A 15258-nucleotide genomic window follows, 5' to 3' on the forward strand; every position below is an offset into this window, starting at 1 on the left:
GCTCCTCGTGCGGGCCTCTGAACCAGATGAATCAGAGGCCCGGTTCTCCGGCCTACAGGTTCAGGTGAACGTGGGTCGAGAAATCTACGTCTGGGACAATGGGCAGCGAGATCTGGACATGCGCCGTGCCGTCCACGTAGCTGCCATTGCCGAGCTGGAAGTCGGCGTCCAGGCTGACCGAAGCGCTCAGGGTTCCGCCGATGCCGCAGCCATAGGCGCTGACGCTGGCCCCGGCGTACAGGCCCACATGCCCGTGAATGTAGGGATTGGGAGGCACGACGATTGCGCCGTCCACGGCGGCGAACAGCCGAGCGTCGAAGCTCCAGGAGTAGTCGCACAGCAGCAGACTACCGCTGTCACCGGCGTGGTAGATGCTCTCAATCGACGCCCCAGCGGCCAGCCCGAACGCGCCGGGCTGCACGAAGCTGGGCGCGCGGCCATCCAGGATGCCGGTCATCACGTAGCCGTCGATGCTGGACTTGAAGATCGCCAGATTCACCTGCACCGACACGCGCCCGGTGCGGTACAGCGCGGCGCACGCGGCGCTGGTGGTGGGGTTGCAGTACGACTGACCGATCTGGTCCTTGGGACGGAAGGTACCGATGTAGACGTGTGGGGTCCTGGACAGCTCGATGCTGGCCGCGCCCTGAACCGTGACCACACCGCCCGCCAGGGACAGCGGCTTGAGGTCCGAACACTTCAGATTGCCCACGTTGGCCGGTCCCACGCACAGGTCCACGAACAGGCCGTCGGCGTTCAGCAGTCCGGCAAAACGGGCCTGGGGTTTGCCGCCCCCGAAATAGCCCGCCGCCGTGTCGATGCCGCCGGTCAGCAGGTAGCCGTCCCCGCCGAAGCGCAGTTGCAGCGGGCTGCTGCTCAGTTCCGCGACGATGGCCGCGTGCAGGGTAGTGTCGTCCACCCCGGTAAACGAGACCACCACACCAGCCGCCAGATGCAGCCCCGCAGCGTCGTTGGGGCGCTTATTGAGGTCATTAAACATGATCTGGCCCTGGCCCCACTGCATGTTGTAGGCCAGCCCACCGGTGATCTGGTAGATGGTGATGATCGACAGCGGGATGCCGTCGGCGGCCTTGCCGGTCGCCAGCAGATACCAGTAGCTCTTGTTGCCCTTGTGGCCAAACAGCCCCTTGACCTGCATGGACAGTTTGTCGCTGACGCCCACGGTGCCGCTGTCGAAGGCCAGTTCATGGGCGACAGCGGATGCCTCGCCTGCGCCGATGGCCTGGAGGCCCGCGCCGGTCAGGTCATTTTCACTGCCCTTCAGGGTCATGTTGGTTTCATGGCCGGGCGTCGAGCTGACCTGCTGCCCCGTGGCGTCCACGCTCAGCTTCAGCGTGTATTTCAGCGCGTCGGCGCTCAGGACGAGGCGCGCCGGGGCGGTGATGTTCTTGCCGTTCTCGTCGGCGTTGCCCAGGGCCGAGAGTCCAGCCAGGATCAGCTTGCCTTCGCTGGAGAAGGACAGGCTGTTGAAGGTGATGGGATTGCCTGCCACCTTGCGGTTCTGGCCCTGAATCGAATTACAGGTGCTGTAGGGCAACTGGACCAGCCCGCCGTCGATGATCACCTTCGAGCAGCTCAGCTTGAGGCCGTCGCCAACCCGCGAGAGATCGAAGGTGCTGTCCAGCAGGGTGAAGGTTAGAACGCCTCCTTTCGTAACAATTTTTCCATTCTTATCTCTGATTTCCTGACTGACGCTGCCCGTTACGTCCCTGGCGGTGAAGTTGCCGTCGGGGCCGTAGGCGCGGGTCAATCCGGTCTTGTCGAGGGTGACTTTGTGGTTCCCGATATCCCAGGTGCCACTCAGTTTGCCGCCGCCCACGAAGGGGAGGGGTCCGAACTGCCCGGTGGTCAGGCTGCGGATCAGGTTGGTTTTGACCATGACCACCACGACCTCGCGCGCGTCGTAGGGGATGCCGCCCGTCAATCTGGTCTTGCCGGGAACCACCTTGCCGTCCGGGCCGTCGATGTTGAGATTCCAGCCGCGTGTACCGTAGCTGACTGGCACCTTTTTCGCCAGTTCCACCGACATGCTCTGGTCCGCCCCGACTTCACTGTCTCCCTTCGTGGCGTCGTACTGCGCCACGGTGTCGATGGTGACCTGATTGGACAGCCACAGCAGGCCCTGCCACTGCGGTCCCACGTCCGGCACCTGGACTGCGCTGGGCGCTCCACCGTAGGTCTTGCGTAGCAGCTCGGCCTGTGAAGGCGAGGTCGTCAGGCCAGGCAGGGGGGCGTTGCTGGACCCGTTCACGGAGACGCCAGGAACGGCATTGCTGCTGGCATTGATCTGTCCTGCGGGAAGCTGCGCCGGGATCGTCTGTCCTGCGGAAGACTGCTGCACTGGCGGCACCGACGCCGCCGGTTCGCTCCCGGACTGTTGCCCGATGACGTAGCCGTTGGGCTCCACGCTGCGCTTGCTGCTGAGGTCCAGGTACGCGGTCTGCGTGCCGTAGGCGTTCATAGACACGCCGGAATCGCCCAGCTTCAGCACGCCCCCGATGACGGTCACCAGTTGCGAACTCACTGCTGTCGATGGGAAGGAGGCCACGCTCTTGCCGTCCACCACCCGCGCCGAGACCACGTCGCCGGTGTTGCTGAGGTACAGCTCCGGGAAGGTCAGGAAATCGGTTTGCCCCGCCCCCAGGATTTCCTGAAGCTGCTCGACGGTCTTCGGCGTCGTCGCCAGGAGAGGAGGGATGTTGACGACCAGCGTACCGACGCCGGTGCCTGTATACACGCCTTTACTGGCGGCCTGTTGCAGCGCCGTCCGGCCTTTTTCGGTGGCGTAGCCGATGCCCGTGCCGGTGCTGGTGGCCAGTTGCCCCTTCTGGGTGTATTGCAGGAAGGCGCTGGGCGCGCTCACGTCGCTGACGCCCGCGCCTTTACCCTGGGCGTACACGGTGTTCAGCAGCCCCAGGCGTTGCTGGGCGGACGGCCTGGAAACGGGAATCCCCACCGAGTTCAGGGCCAGATCGAAGACCGGATCAAAGACCTGATTGATCAGTTCCTGCATCATCTCGTCGGGCCGTTTGGGGCCGGGTCTGCGCTCCTGGGTGTACGTCGGCAGCTTGTTCAGCACCGCCGACTGCGAGAAGTCCGGCGAGGTGACGACGGCCTTGTCCAGCACCGCTCCGCTGGGCGAGAAGATGACCCCTCTGACCTTGAGCCGCATGGGAGAGAAGGCGGGGAACTCGGTGTACACGAACGAAACCGGACCAGTGTCGAGCTTGACCGCTTGCGTGACGCCTTTGAAGCTGCCCGACACCAGATAAGCCGTGTCGCCGTCCACCTTGACCTTGAGGTTCTGGGCCTGGATCTGTTGCAGCGCCACCGGGGTCAGCCCGATCATCAGCGGCGAACCGTCGGCCACCTGCAAGACCGGCCAGAAATCGTTGGGGTTGAACAGCGGGCCGCTGATGGGCTTGGGCGCACTGAGAATCTTGAACCTGAACTGGTCCTCGCCCTCGCCCACCACCAGGAATTTGGGCAGACCGGGTTCGGTGAGGTTGACGGTCTGGAGGCTGATCTGGCCGGGGAAGACAGCCTTGCTGTCGCCAGTCACGCCCAGCACTTCCACGCGCAGCAGGAAGCGCCCGCTCTTGGCAGTGGGCAGGGTCAGCGGCACGCTGTTTGCGCCCGCGTTCAGCGGCACCTGCCGGGTGTCCAGGGTCAGCGGCTGGCCGTCGGGCTGATCCGCCACGTTCAGCGGCGTCCAGGTCCAGCGCAGATTCACCGTGCCGGTTCCGGTGACGTTCAGCAGCGCCACCGACTGGGTGGGCGTGCCGATCTGCACCTCGGCAGGCGTGGGGGCGGGGACGGCGGCCCCCGCCTGGGGCCGGACTTCGGTGCTGAAGCCAGTAATGCCCACGGCGGCGTCGATCACGGCGGCCACCACCACCGTCCGTTCGGAAGCCTGATCGGCCTTGAGGGTCAGCTTGACGGTATAGACCCCACTGACGGCGTAAATATGCGGGATGTCGGCGCTGGCCGTCACGCTCTGCGTCGGGGTGCCATCTCCGAAATTCAGCGTGTAGATGTACTGCGGATAGCCCTGAATGTTCCCGACGTTCACTGTGCTGGGCGTCCCGGCACGGGACGCCTCCACACCCAGTGTCGGCATCGGCACCGTGACGACGACTGGCAGCGTTCCCAGCAGCTCGCTGGTCTGGTTCAGACTGACCTTGATCAGGAAGGTGCCGTCCTTGACATAAACGTGCGTTCCCAGCGGGAAGGTGCCGTCACCCGCGCCGCTGGTGTTCAGGGTCTGGGTCTGACCGTCGCCCCAGTCCACCTTCAGTGCGGTTCCGGCAGGGACATCGCCCACGCTCAGGGTCACGGTCTGACTGACTGCCGGATTGGCCGGGTCCACGGCCAGCGGAATCTGGGCCGCAACGACGGTGATCGGCTGGATGCAGGGCGGGGCATTGCCCACCTTGACCTGCACCACGAAGCTGGCCGCCCTGCCGTAGGTACGCTGCTGGACGTTCTGCCTGGACCCGTCGCCTGCTGTGGTGAGGGCCTGCGACACGCCGGAAACCACCGTGCCGTCGTTCCAGTCCAGTGTGTAGGCTGTGCCTGCCGCCAGCCCGTTGACCTTGACCTCCACGGCCTTCCAGCGCACCGGGGAAACGGTCAGGACTTCCAGCGAACACGGGACGGGCTGCGCCGTGACGGTTACGGGGACAGGGGGAACACTGCCCAGTGGAGCGCCGCCGCGCAACAGACGCACGAGGTAGGTGCCTGCGCCGCTGTAGCTGTGATTCAGGCTGGCGGCGGCGGGAACCACCGCCGTGTCACCCCAGTCGAGCTGATCGCCGGGTTGAATATTTGCGAGTGTAGCCGTGACCGGCTGGCCGGTCTGCACGCTGGCCGGGCTGACGTTCAGCGTGGGGACGGGCAGACTGACCATCACGGGAACAGGCGCAACGCCTGCAATGGGCTGACCGCCCCGCAGCAGACGCACGGTGAAGGTCCCGGCCTTGCTGTAGGCATGAGCCAGATTTGAAGCTGCTGGGACCACCGAGCCGTCTCCCCAGTCGAGTTGATCGCCATTCTGGAAATTCGTCAGGGTGGCCGTGGTCTTCTCGTTCACCAGAACGGCAGCCGGAGTCACACTCAGGGCTGGTGTGGGCAGGCTGACCACCACGGGAACGGGTGCGACTCCAGCGACAGGCTGACCGCCCCGCAGCAGGCGGACGGTGAACGTCCCGGCTTTGCTGTAGAGATGGGTCAGGGTGGCCGCTGCGGAGACCACTTCACCGTCGCCCCAGTCGAGTTGATCGCTGGTCTGGAAATTCGTCAGGGTGGCCGTCACTTTTTCGCCGGTCTGGACAGCATTGGGAGAGACCGCCAGGGTCGCGACAGGAAGTGTAATGACGACAGGAACGGGCGCGACGCCCGGGGCAGGTTTACCGCCGCGCAGTAGGCGCACCGTGAAGGTTCCCGGCTGAGCGTAAACGTGCTGGAGACTGGCGGCGGCATTCACCACTGCGCCGTCACCCCAATCGAGTTGATCACCCGTCTGCACATCGGTCAGCGTGGCCGTGATCTTCTCGCCCACCAGTGCCGCACCGGGAGAAACGCTGAGCGTCGGATTGGGCAGGCTGACCACCACGGGCACGGGCGGGGTGGCCGGGTACGGTCTGGCATTGGCGTCCAGCAGCCGCACCAGGAAAGTTCCGGCCTTGCCAAAGCTGTGGCCCAGGCTGGCGGCGGCGGGCACCACCGAGCCGTCACCCCAGTCCAGTTGATCACCGGTCTGGAGATTCCCCGCCGTGGCCGTGACTTTCTCGCCCACCAGAACGGCAGAGGGCGAAACGCTCAGGGTCTGCGTGGGCAGCGGAGCGGTCACGGTGACGACGACGGGCGGAACAGCCGCGAGGGGCTGGCCGCCGCGCAGCAGCCGCACCGGGAAGGCACCAGCTTTGGCGTAGGAATGCGTGAGGCTTGCTGCTGCTGGCACCACCGTTCCATCTGCCCAGTCGAGTTGATCGCCGGGCTGGAAGTTGCTCAGGATGGCCGTGACTTTCTCGCCCGTTTGAACGGCGATGGGAGAGACTGTCAGCGTCGGGGTGGGCAGGCCGACCACGACGGGAGCTGGCGCGACACCAGCGATGGGTTGACCGCCGCGCAACACCTTCACGACAAATGTTCCAGCACTGCCGTAGCTGTGCGTCAGGCTGGCTGCCACCGGAACCACGGAACCGTCACCCCAGTCGAGTTGATCCGCAGATTGAACATTGGTCAGGCTGGCGGTCACGTTCTCGCCTACCAGTACGGCGTTGGGAGTGACGCTCAGGGTAGGCGTGGGCAGGCTGACCACCACCGGAACGGGCGCGACACCTGCAAGGGGCTGGCCGCCGCGCAGCAGACGAACGGTAAAGGTTCCGGCGCTGCTGTACGCATGCGTCAGGCTCGCTGCGGCGGCCACCACTGTGCCGTCACCCCAGTCCAGTTGATCACCGGGCTGGAAGTTGGTCAGGCTGGCGGTCACCTTCTCACCTGTCTGCACGGCGTTGGGGGTCACGCTCAGGCCCGGCAGCGGGACCGATACCGTGATGACGGCGGGAGGAACAGCCGGGATGGGCTGTCCATTTCGCAGCAACCGGACTGTAAAAACACCCACCTTGCCATACGCGTGCGTCAGACTCGTCGCCGCTGATACCACGGAACCGTCACCCCAGTCGAGTTGATCGCTGGTCTGGAAATTCGTCAGGCTGGCTGTGACCTTTTCATTCACCAGAACGGCAGTCGGGGCCACGCTCAGCGTCGGGGTGGGTAGCGGAGCCGTCACCGTCACGATCACGGGCGGCACACTCGGGACGGGAATGCGGTCACCCACCACCACGCGCACGGTAAACGTCCCAGCCCTGTCGTAGGCGTGCGTCTGGCTGGGCGCTGCCGGAACGAACGTGCCATCGCCCCAGTCGAGCTGAACGGGGGTAGGCGCTGAAGTCGGCAGATTCGTCAGGATCGCCGTGACGGTCTGGCCCGTCTGCGCGGCAGTCGGCACCACCTTCAGGATGATGTCCGGCACAGCGCGCACGGTCACGATGACGGGCGGCATAGCGGCGATGGGTCTTCCCCCCGCCAGCAGGCGAACGGTGAATGCTCCCGCTTTGCCATAAGCATGCGTCAGGCTCGCTGCGGCGGCCACCACCGTGCCATCTCCCCAGTCCAGACTCAGCGGGATCGCCCCCACAGACGTCGGATCGGGCGGTGGAACGGTGATGGTCGCGGTGACCTTCTCGCCTACCTCGGCGGCGGTGGGGGTCACGCTCAGCGTCGGGATAGGCTGGCTGACCACCACGGGCAGCGCGGCCCCAGGGTAGGGCCGCCTGTTGCCGTCCAGCACCCGAACCGTGAAGGTCCCCGACTGGCTGTAGGCGTGTGTCAGGCTGGCCGCCGCCGGAACCACCGCTCCGTCACCCCAGTCCAGGAAGTCGCTGGGCTGAACGTTGGTCAGGGTGGCCGTGACCTTCTCGCCCGTCTGCACAGCGCCAGGGGTGACGCTCAGGGTGGGCGGCGGGGGCGTCACGTCTAGCTTCGCTGCCCCGCACTGCACCTTTCCAGCCCCGATGATTTTTTCGCAGGACCAGATGACCCCGTAACCGCCCGCCGCCGCGTAAACGTGGGTGACGGCCAGGCTGGTCACCGGGCTGGCCGAGCCGTCGCCCCAGTCGATCGTTCCGTTGGACTGGCTCACCGTCGCGGTCAGGGTCTGTCCCACACTGACGGTGGGGGGAGAAAGTGTCAGAAAATAATAATTGGTGTTGCCCGCCGAGGCCAGCCCCGCCAGACACAGCAGCGCCGCCGCCAGGGCAAGCAGCCGAAAGACGAATTTCATGTGGACCCTCCCCACCACGGGCCTGCGTGCTGGCCCGCCCATCAGAAGTTGAACCGCAGGCCGATGCCCGCCTGATACGAGTTGACGGTGCCGGGCCGGAAGCGCACGTTGCCCGACACCTGAAGCGGCTCCGAGACCTTGTACAGCGCCTGCACGCCGATGTCCCCCGTCCAGCGCTCGCTGCCGGAGGGAACATAGTTCAGATTGCTGCTCAGGCTCAGCGTCAGCGGATCACGGGTGTAGGCGACGTTGCCGCTGAGACTGCCACCCAGGCGCGTCTGCTGAACCCCGGCGGCGTCTGGATACGGCGCGGCGCTGAGCGAGAGTTGCACCTGGGCATTCCAGGTCTGGTTGCTCAGGTTCAGACCTGCGCCCGTGCGGTAACTCACCCGCCAGTCCTGCGTCACCTGACCGCCGGGCGTCACGCCCGGCTGCCGCTGCCAGGTCACGCCTGCCCCGCCCTGCACACTGAAAGTTGAGGGCGCGGTGGGCGCTGTTGCGGCCGGGTCTGGGTCTGGAATCACGGGTGGCGGCGAATACGCCACGCTGACATCCAGCGCGTGCGAGGGAGTTTCCCCGCCACTCCCCGCATAGCCCAGCTTGCCGGACCACGGCTGGCCGGTGCGGCTGATGCTGGCCCGCCAGCCCAGGCTGGCGGGGGTGGCGGCCTTGACGCCGAAATCGGCGCGGCCCCCCACGTTGATCCCCACATCTCCGGTCCAGTTCTGAACGCGGGTGCTGCTCAGGCCGGTGTCCAGGGAGTAACTGCCCTCATTGTCCAGCCGCGCCGTGGCCGAGAGTTTCTCGCTGGCACTCAGGCTGGCCGTGCCGCCCGCGTTGAGACCGTAGCGGGTGCTGGGTGGGGCCGCCGTACCAGTGGACAGGCGCAGCGTCTCGGTGTGGTCCGCCGTGGCCCCCAGGGTCACGCTGCCGGGCCTCGGCCCCCCGAACTGCCCGGCCACCGACACCCTGGCCCGCAGCGCCAGATTGCGCGAGGTAAAGACGCTGCCCCCGCTGCCCGGATCAGCGCTCACGTCGGTCAGGCTGCCGCCCGTCCCTGCCGTCCAGGTCCAGGTGGGTGAAAAGGCCCCGCCCGCCCCCAGATCGCCGCTGAAGACGCGGTACGACGTGCCAGACGAGTCGCCGTCGGTGTAAACGAATGTCGAGGTGACGCTGCGTAATCCCCGTGTGGGCGCGGTGAACCCCTGTTGCGCCAGCAGGACCGCTGTCCGCGAGCCAGTGGTCAGGGTGCGTGAAGCGTCGTACTGGGTGTACAGGACGCGCTGGCCCAGGGTATAGGTCACGTTGAAACTCTGGCTCTCTGGCCCGTTCCAGGACGTGCGGGCGGAGAGCTGACCGCCCAGCGCCTCGCCGCGCCAGTCGGCGTCCGCACTCAGACCCTGCCACAGCGGCGTGCTGGGCAGAAAGTAGCGCACCTGAAAACTGCCCTCGGCGTGTGCCGCGCCGCCCAGCGCACAGGCCACCAACACGCTTAGACCGCGCCGTCGCCACGCCGTCATGGACCGTCCACTGCTGAATTTCCGCCGTTATTGCGCTGCGACGCCCCACCCTCTCGCCTGGACCCCTCGGCCCGATTCCACCCCTCTGATTTCACCTGCCACCTCCGCAGTGTGATCCTGAGCGCGGGGGCGTGATACAGGCGTTGCAAGGGTAACGCGGTGTTGCCGTAAAAGACCTGAAATGGCGTTGGAGACGCGGTATGGTGCGGCGCTATGGTGAGGGTCGATCACGGTTCAAGCAGCCCGTGGAGACGAGATTTCGGGAGCAGGTAGCGAGATTTGGGGCCAGTGGGTTCGGGCTTCCAGCGAAAAATCCAGCCCACTCCAGCGCTTCGGCCAGGCTCGGGACCTTGTTGATTGGGCGCATCTGGGGCGTAAGCTGCTCAGGGTGCAGTCGAGCCCATTTGGCAGCGAGGTCTGGCGTCAGAGTGAATGCTGGCCTGATCAGGAAGCGGACTGGACGTGCTCTTGGGTGACCTGTCAACCTCGAGTCCAAGTACCTCTACTTGCCCCGTAACGGGCCGAATTCTTTCCAGTAGCTAAAATCGGCCTGCGAGAAAAAACCCGTTCAGGACAGTGTTTAGAGTTTTCAGAAAATCAGCTTAGAACGGTTTAGGAAGGCTTTCTCCCCCTTCTAAGGCAGTTGTCACAAAAAAGACCATTTTCATGACCGAGCGAAGCGAGTGACTTTTATCGAGCAGGACGGAGAATGGAGTCACCGGAAGTCTTCTATTCCGGTGACGTAATTCGGAGAACTGCTCTAAGCGGTCGGTTAATGGTTCGAGTCCATTGGGGTACACCACAAAAAGACCGTCCTGGATGGCGAGAGCAGGAAGCGACCCCAGGACCAAACAGGCTACCTGGGGTCTCCGACTGTAGTGGATCAGTCACGGGTGGTTGGCGGCGCACTTTGCCTCGCTGGACAACACGTGGCAGTAAATATCGTTGATAGTTGACGCACTGGCATGACCCAACGTTCTTCTGATAACCGTCATCTGCATTCTGCGGCGCAGATGCTGATCGCAGGCAGAGAGCGAATCACTTTCGAGTTCCATCCGCAGCGCGCGGCATCTGGCGCACGCCGTATGGCTGCAAGAGTACCGGGCAGGAAGTCCGACAGGTGGGCTGGCACAGTTTGTCCAACCTGAATAATGGTCAGCCGAGTATGGACGGGGCCGTGAGAGCTGACCCGCTCTGTTCTCGCGCCTCGCTCAAGTTCACCACCTGTCCCGTCCCCCGCGCCCGCTCAGCCGCAAAGACCATCAGGTGACTTTCCAGTGTTTCTTGCGGACCACTCAGGATCAGGCCAGGATCGTTCTGGTCCACTGCGGCCAGGAACGCCGCCATCAGTCCGTCGTCCCCGCCGCCATGCCCCGACAGGATGCTGCCGTCCGAGGCAACATCGGTGTCGGTCACGGTGGTTTCGCCCGTCAGAAAGTCGTATACCTCCAGCTTCTGACTGTCGCCGTACAGTTCGCCGCGCGTGCCGAAGATACGGGTCTCGCGGCCACGCGCGCGGGTGAAGGCGGTCATGGTGAAGCTGGCCGTCACGCCGCCCGTGAACTCGAAGTTAACGACCTGATGGTCCACCACATCGTTGTCGCAGGCGTAGACGCAGCGACCATAGGGACCGTCGCGCAGCGCCGCCGTCACGCCCTCCAGGGTGAAATCGGAGGTGATGACATTCAGCGGCCAGCCGGTATTTCCAGCCTCCAGTTGGCCCAGGTAATAGCGTTTGGCCGAGTACGGGCAGGCGTTCTCGATTTCTGGTGGGCAGTCCAGGCAGCGGTCCGCCGCGCCAGGGGGCTGGGCCTCACGCCGGAAGTGCTTCAGGCTGCCGAAGGACGACACGCGCTGACAGGGCAGGCCAACGATGTACCGCAGCCAGTCCAGATCGTGGCAGGACTTGGCCAGCAGCATCGGGCTGCTCTCCTGCGAGTTGCGCCAGTGGCCGCGCACGAACGAGTGCGCCTGATGCCAGTATCCCACCGGCTCCAGATGCTCCACGCTGACGATCTCGCCGATGGTCCCCGCGTCCAGCACAGCTTTCAGGGCCTGGGTGTAGGCGGTGTAACGCAGCACATGGCAGACGCCCAGCATCACGCCATGTTGTTCGGCGGCGGCCACGATGCGGCGGCAGCCCTCCTCGTCGGGGGCCATCGGCTTTTCCAGCAGCAGGTGATAACCCAGGGCGGCAGCGGCTTCCACTGGGGCGACATGATCGGCGTCCTGGGTGGCGATCACGGCCACATCCGCCAGTTTTGGATGGTTCAGGGCGTCACGCCAATCGGTGAACACCCGCTCAGGCGGCAGTCCGTGGCGTTCGGCGAAGGCGGCGCGGCGCACGTCATCCAGCTCGGCCACCGCCACCACCACGCCCTCTGCCGGATGGGCAAGCGTGTAATCGGCGTAAGTCTGGCCCCGGCTACCTGCACCGAGAATCAGGAGTGAGACTGGCCCGCTCATGCGTTCACCGGCTCGCGCAGGTAGGCGGGCAGATCGGCGTGTTCGGCCTCCACCAGCTCGGCAAACATGGCCCGGATCTCATCCAGCGAGCAGACGGCGGCGGTCAGCGGATCGAGCATCAGCGCCTGCACCGCCAGTTCGCGGTCCTGCCGGATCACCGAATCGGCCAGCAGACTGTGGACCGCCATATGAGAACGGTCCAGTGCTGCCAACGCCTCGGGCAGCCGTCCGTAAGGCTGCGGGTGAATGCCGCCGCCGTCCACCGTACAGCCCACCTCCACCACGCCGTCCTGCGGCAGGTTGTCGATCAGCACAGTTCCGTCCAGCGCAGTATTGGGCAGATTGCAGGTGATGAACTGGGGCCGGTTCAGCCGCAGGCCCTCAATGATGTTGGAGGCGAACTCCGGGCTGCGGGTCATGTCGATGGCCGCCTCCCCGGCGTTCTCGCGGGCGATCAGATCGGCCACCCGCGCCGCATGTTCGGCGCGCCACTGCGGCCAGTTGTGGGCGTAAAAGCCGCTCTCACCCTTGTAGGCAGGCCGGGTGAACTGCGCCACCAGATCGGGGCGTTTGCGGAAATACGGCACGTACTCCGAGAAATGCCCGCTGGACTCGGTAGGAAAGGCCCCGAAGTGCCGGAGCATCTCGAAGCGGATGATATCCTGCTCATAGATTTCGGGTTGCGCCACCGCCTGCTTGAGACGGGGCATCAGGTCCTGTCCCTGCCAACCCAGTTCCGTGAACCACGACAGGTGGTTGACCCCGGCGCAACGGTAGGTCAGCTCGTCGGCGGGCAAGTCCAGATACCCGGCCAGCTCGGCCAGCGTGTTCTGGACCGAGTGGCACAGCCCGTATACCCTGAGGTTCGAGCCGCGCGCCGACAGCAGCACCAGGGCGCTCATCGGGTTGGTGTAGTTCATCACCACAGCAGCAGGGGCCAGCCGCTCGATGTCGCGCAGAATCTCCAGCCACGCAGGGGCCGTCCGCAGAAACTTCATCACGCCGCCGGGGCCGGTGGTGTCGCCGATGCACTGGTCCACGCCATATTTCATGGGAATGTCGTAGTCGTGCTGGACGTTGCCCAGGCCCGAGACCTCAATGGTGTTGATCACGAAATCGGTGCCGGGCAGCGCGGTCAGGCGGTCTGTGGAGGACGTGACCGTGAACGGCTTGCCGCTGCGGGCCACCGTCAATTCGGCCAGTTCATGGGCCTGGGAGAGCCGTACGGGGTCAATATCAATCAGGGCAAATTCGCCCGCGTCCAGGCCGTTGATAGCGAGAACGTCGGTGATCATCTGCTGGGCGAACACGGCGCTTCCGGCACCGATAATGGCGATCTTGGTCATGGGGAACAGCTCCAGAGGGAAAGCGTCAGCTCACCACAAGCTGAGGCGGGCGAGAGGTTCAGGGGAATCGACGTTCTGGGCCAACTGAGTGACATTCGGGTTCAGCCGGCGTCAACAGGCGGGTCTGCGCCATCAGCTCCCGCGCCACCTCTACACGGAACTTCAAGGGGCCACCCAGCATGGCGTTGGCGCTGCCCGCCGCGACGGCCAGCCGTAATGCGTCGGGAATGGACTGGCCGCCCTGACGCGCATACAGGAATGTGCCCAACAGGGTGTCGCCGCTGCCCACTGGATTCTTGACCTCAATCTGGGGGGCCTCGACTTCCCAGACTTCCTCGCCGATGAAAGCCGCGCCACGCTCCCCGCGCGTCAGTAGAATTTGAACGCCACTGCGTCCGTACAGTTCGCGGGCGGAGTCCAGCGTGCCGCTGCCGGTCAGCGCTTCCAGTTCGTGTTCGTTGGGCTTGATCAGACTGGCCCCGGCCTGCACGGCGGCTTCCAGTCCCGCGCCGCTGCTGTCCACCACTGGCCTGTCCAGGCCACGCAGCATCTCCAGAAATGCCGTTCCTGGCGTGTTCGGCGCGAGGCTGCCGCAGACCACCACCTGACCCTGGGGCAGGCGCGGCAGCAGGCGGGCCACCGCCTCCGGCTGATACGGGGGACCCGCCTCGTTGATCTCGGTGGGGTGGCCCTCGTCACTTAAAAAAGCCTGACATTCACGGGTCTCGCCCTCGCCGTCCTCCAGCACGTTATCCAGACCTTCGGCTTCCAACAGGGCGCGGAAGTGCTGGCCGTTAAAGCCGCTTACCACGCCCGCGACACAACCTTGTCCGCCAAAAGCCCGCACCGCCCGCGCCAGGTTGACGCCCTTGCCCCCCGCCGCCACCGTCAGCCCCGTGACGCGGTGAAGCTGGCCTGGAGCAAGGAAACGGTCCAGGGTCATGGTCCGGTCCAGGCTGAGGTTGGGCGTCAGCGCAACGATCATGTCTGGTTCCGGCATGGCTGGTTCCGGTTCATGCCCGGCCCGCTCCGCCCAGCGCGCGGATATACGTCTCGGCACGGGCCTGCATAGCGTCGCGCCCGGCCCCCAGGTAGTTGCGGGGGTCTCTGGCCCCGGCGTCCAGCGCTTCCCGCACGGCGGCGGTAAAGGCCAGCGTCAGATCGGTGGCGAGGTTGACCTTGGCGATACCCAGCCCCGTCGCCCGCGCCAATTCGGCTTCCGGCACGCTGCTGGCCCCGTGCAGCACCAGGGGCAGAGTGGTGAGTTCAGCCAGCCGTGTAAGCCGATCAAAATCCAGATGCGCGTTCTTGCTCTCCTGCTTGTGCGCGCTGCCGATGTCCACGGCCAGCAGATCACAGCCGCTGTCACGGATGAAGGCGGCCAGATGCGCGGGATCGTCATGGCGCTCACCGCTGCGCTCGCCCTTGACCACCACCTCGTACTCGGCCTCGAAGTAGCCGCCTGCCGCGTTGGCCGCGTCTGCCAGACGGCGCAGGGTGGCCGGATCGTCGCCCTCCAGCATCACGCCGTCGAAACCCAGGTTCAGGGCTTCGAGCGCCATCCCTTCATCCTCGGCGTGATCGAAGTGCAGCAAGATGGGCACCCCCGCCTCCGATTTCAGGCTCAGCCCCAGCGCGGCCAGTTGCGCCAGCCCGCCGTGCCGGGCGGCGTTCTGGGAGAACTGGAGGATCACGGGCGCACGCGTGGCCTCAGCCGCCCGCACGATGGCCTGCGCGGTTTCCAGGTTGACGGCGTTGAAGGCCGCCAGCGCGTAGCCCCCAGCGCGGGCGGCGCGGATGATGTCGGCAGAGGTTTGAGGAGCCGCCACGGTCACGCGAGGGTCACCACTTTGGTCAGCCAGCGGGGGGTCAGCGTGTCCAGCCCCTTGGCCTGCGCTACGCACTCGCCCAGCATCTGGAGGGCAGGCAGCACCCCCAGGGCGCGGGTGCTGGCATCGCCTGTCAGCTCAAAACTCACGTCGCCGGGTCCGCCAAAGCCGATGACCCTCGCGCCCTTGCCCATCAGGTCACGCGCCAGTCGGCCTTCCTCGGCTGCCGA

The 15258-nt window shown here is 65.5% G+C and carries 7 protein-coding genes; all 7 read right to left on the reverse strand.

The window, feature by feature from the left end; all coding sequences use genetic code 11:
- Positions 1-52: 52 nt before the first annotated feature.
- On the reverse strand, positions 53-7867 hold the full coding sequence (locus tag BOO71_RS03690; RefSeq protein ID WP_075830627.1) for a hypothetical protein: 7815 nt from the start codon (positions 7865-7867) through the stop codon (positions 53-55).
- A 41-nt stretch (positions 7868-7908) separates the two neighbouring features.
- Positions 7909-9387 carry a hypothetical protein gene (locus BOO71_RS03695; protein WP_139322723.1) on the reverse strand — a complete coding sequence of 493 codons (1479 nt, stop codon included), beginning with the start codon at positions 9385-9387 and terminating at the stop codon, positions 7909-7911.
- Positions 9388-10542: 1155 nt separating this feature from the next.
- Complete coding sequence (locus BOO71_RS03700) at positions 10543-11853, reverse strand: Gfo/Idh/MocA family protein (protein WP_075830629.1); 1311 nt, start codon at positions 11851-11853, stop codon at positions 10543-10545.
- Positions 11850-13199 (reverse strand): family 4 glycosyl hydrolase, encoded by a 1350-nt coding sequence (locus BOO71_RS03705; protein ID WP_075830630.1) that lies wholly within the window; start codon positions 13197-13199, stop codon positions 11850-11852. The genes BOO71_RS03700 and BOO71_RS03705 overlap by 4 nt, the downstream gene beginning before the upstream one ends.
- A gap of 58 nt (positions 13200-13257) precedes the next feature.
- Complete coding sequence (locus tag BOO71_RS03710; RefSeq protein WP_075830631.1) at positions 13258-14199, reverse strand: 1-phosphofructokinase family hexose kinase; 942 nt, start codon at positions 14197-14199, stop codon at positions 13258-13260.
- Between the two features lie 13 nt (positions 14200-14212).
- On the reverse strand, positions 14213-15034 hold the full coding sequence (locus BOO71_RS03715) for a class II fructose-bisphosphate aldolase (RefSeq protein ID WP_075830632.1): 822 nt from the start codon (positions 15032-15034) through the stop codon (positions 14213-14215).
- Positions 15031-15258, reverse strand: a 228-nt coding sequence (locus BOO71_RS27550) for a hypothetical protein (RefSeq protein WP_217694840.1), incomplete at its 5' end; no start/stop codon positions are given. The genes BOO71_RS27550 and BOO71_RS03715, both read right to left, overlap by 4 nt.

Origin of the sequence: Deinococcus marmoris (genome assembly GCF_001949125.1) — a bacterium.
GTDB lineage: Bacteria > Deinococcota > Deinococci > Deinococcales > Deinococcaceae > Deinococcus > Deinococcus marmoris_A.

Coding starts and splice junctions, on each gene's coding strand:
- BOO71_RS03705 (WP_075830630.1), bottom strand. CDS start 13,199: ATGACCAAGATCGCCATTATCGGTGCCGGAAGCGCCGTGTTCGCCCAG.
- BOO71_RS03710 (WP_075830631.1), bottom strand. CDS start 14,199: ATGCCGGAACCAGACATGATCGTTGCGCTGACGCCCAACCTCAGCCTG.
- BOO71_RS03695 (WP_139322723.1), bottom strand. CDS start 9,387: ATGACGGCGTGGCGACGGCGCGGTCTAAGCGTGTTGGTGGCCTGTGCG.
- BOO71_RS03690 (WP_075830627.1), bottom strand. CDS start 7,867: ATGAAATTCGTCTTTCGGCTGCTTGCCCTGGCGGCGGCGCTGCTGTGT.
- BOO71_RS03700 (WP_075830629.1), bottom strand. CDS start 11,853: ATGAGCGGGCCAGTCTCACTCCTGATTCTCGGTGCAGGTAGCCGGGGC.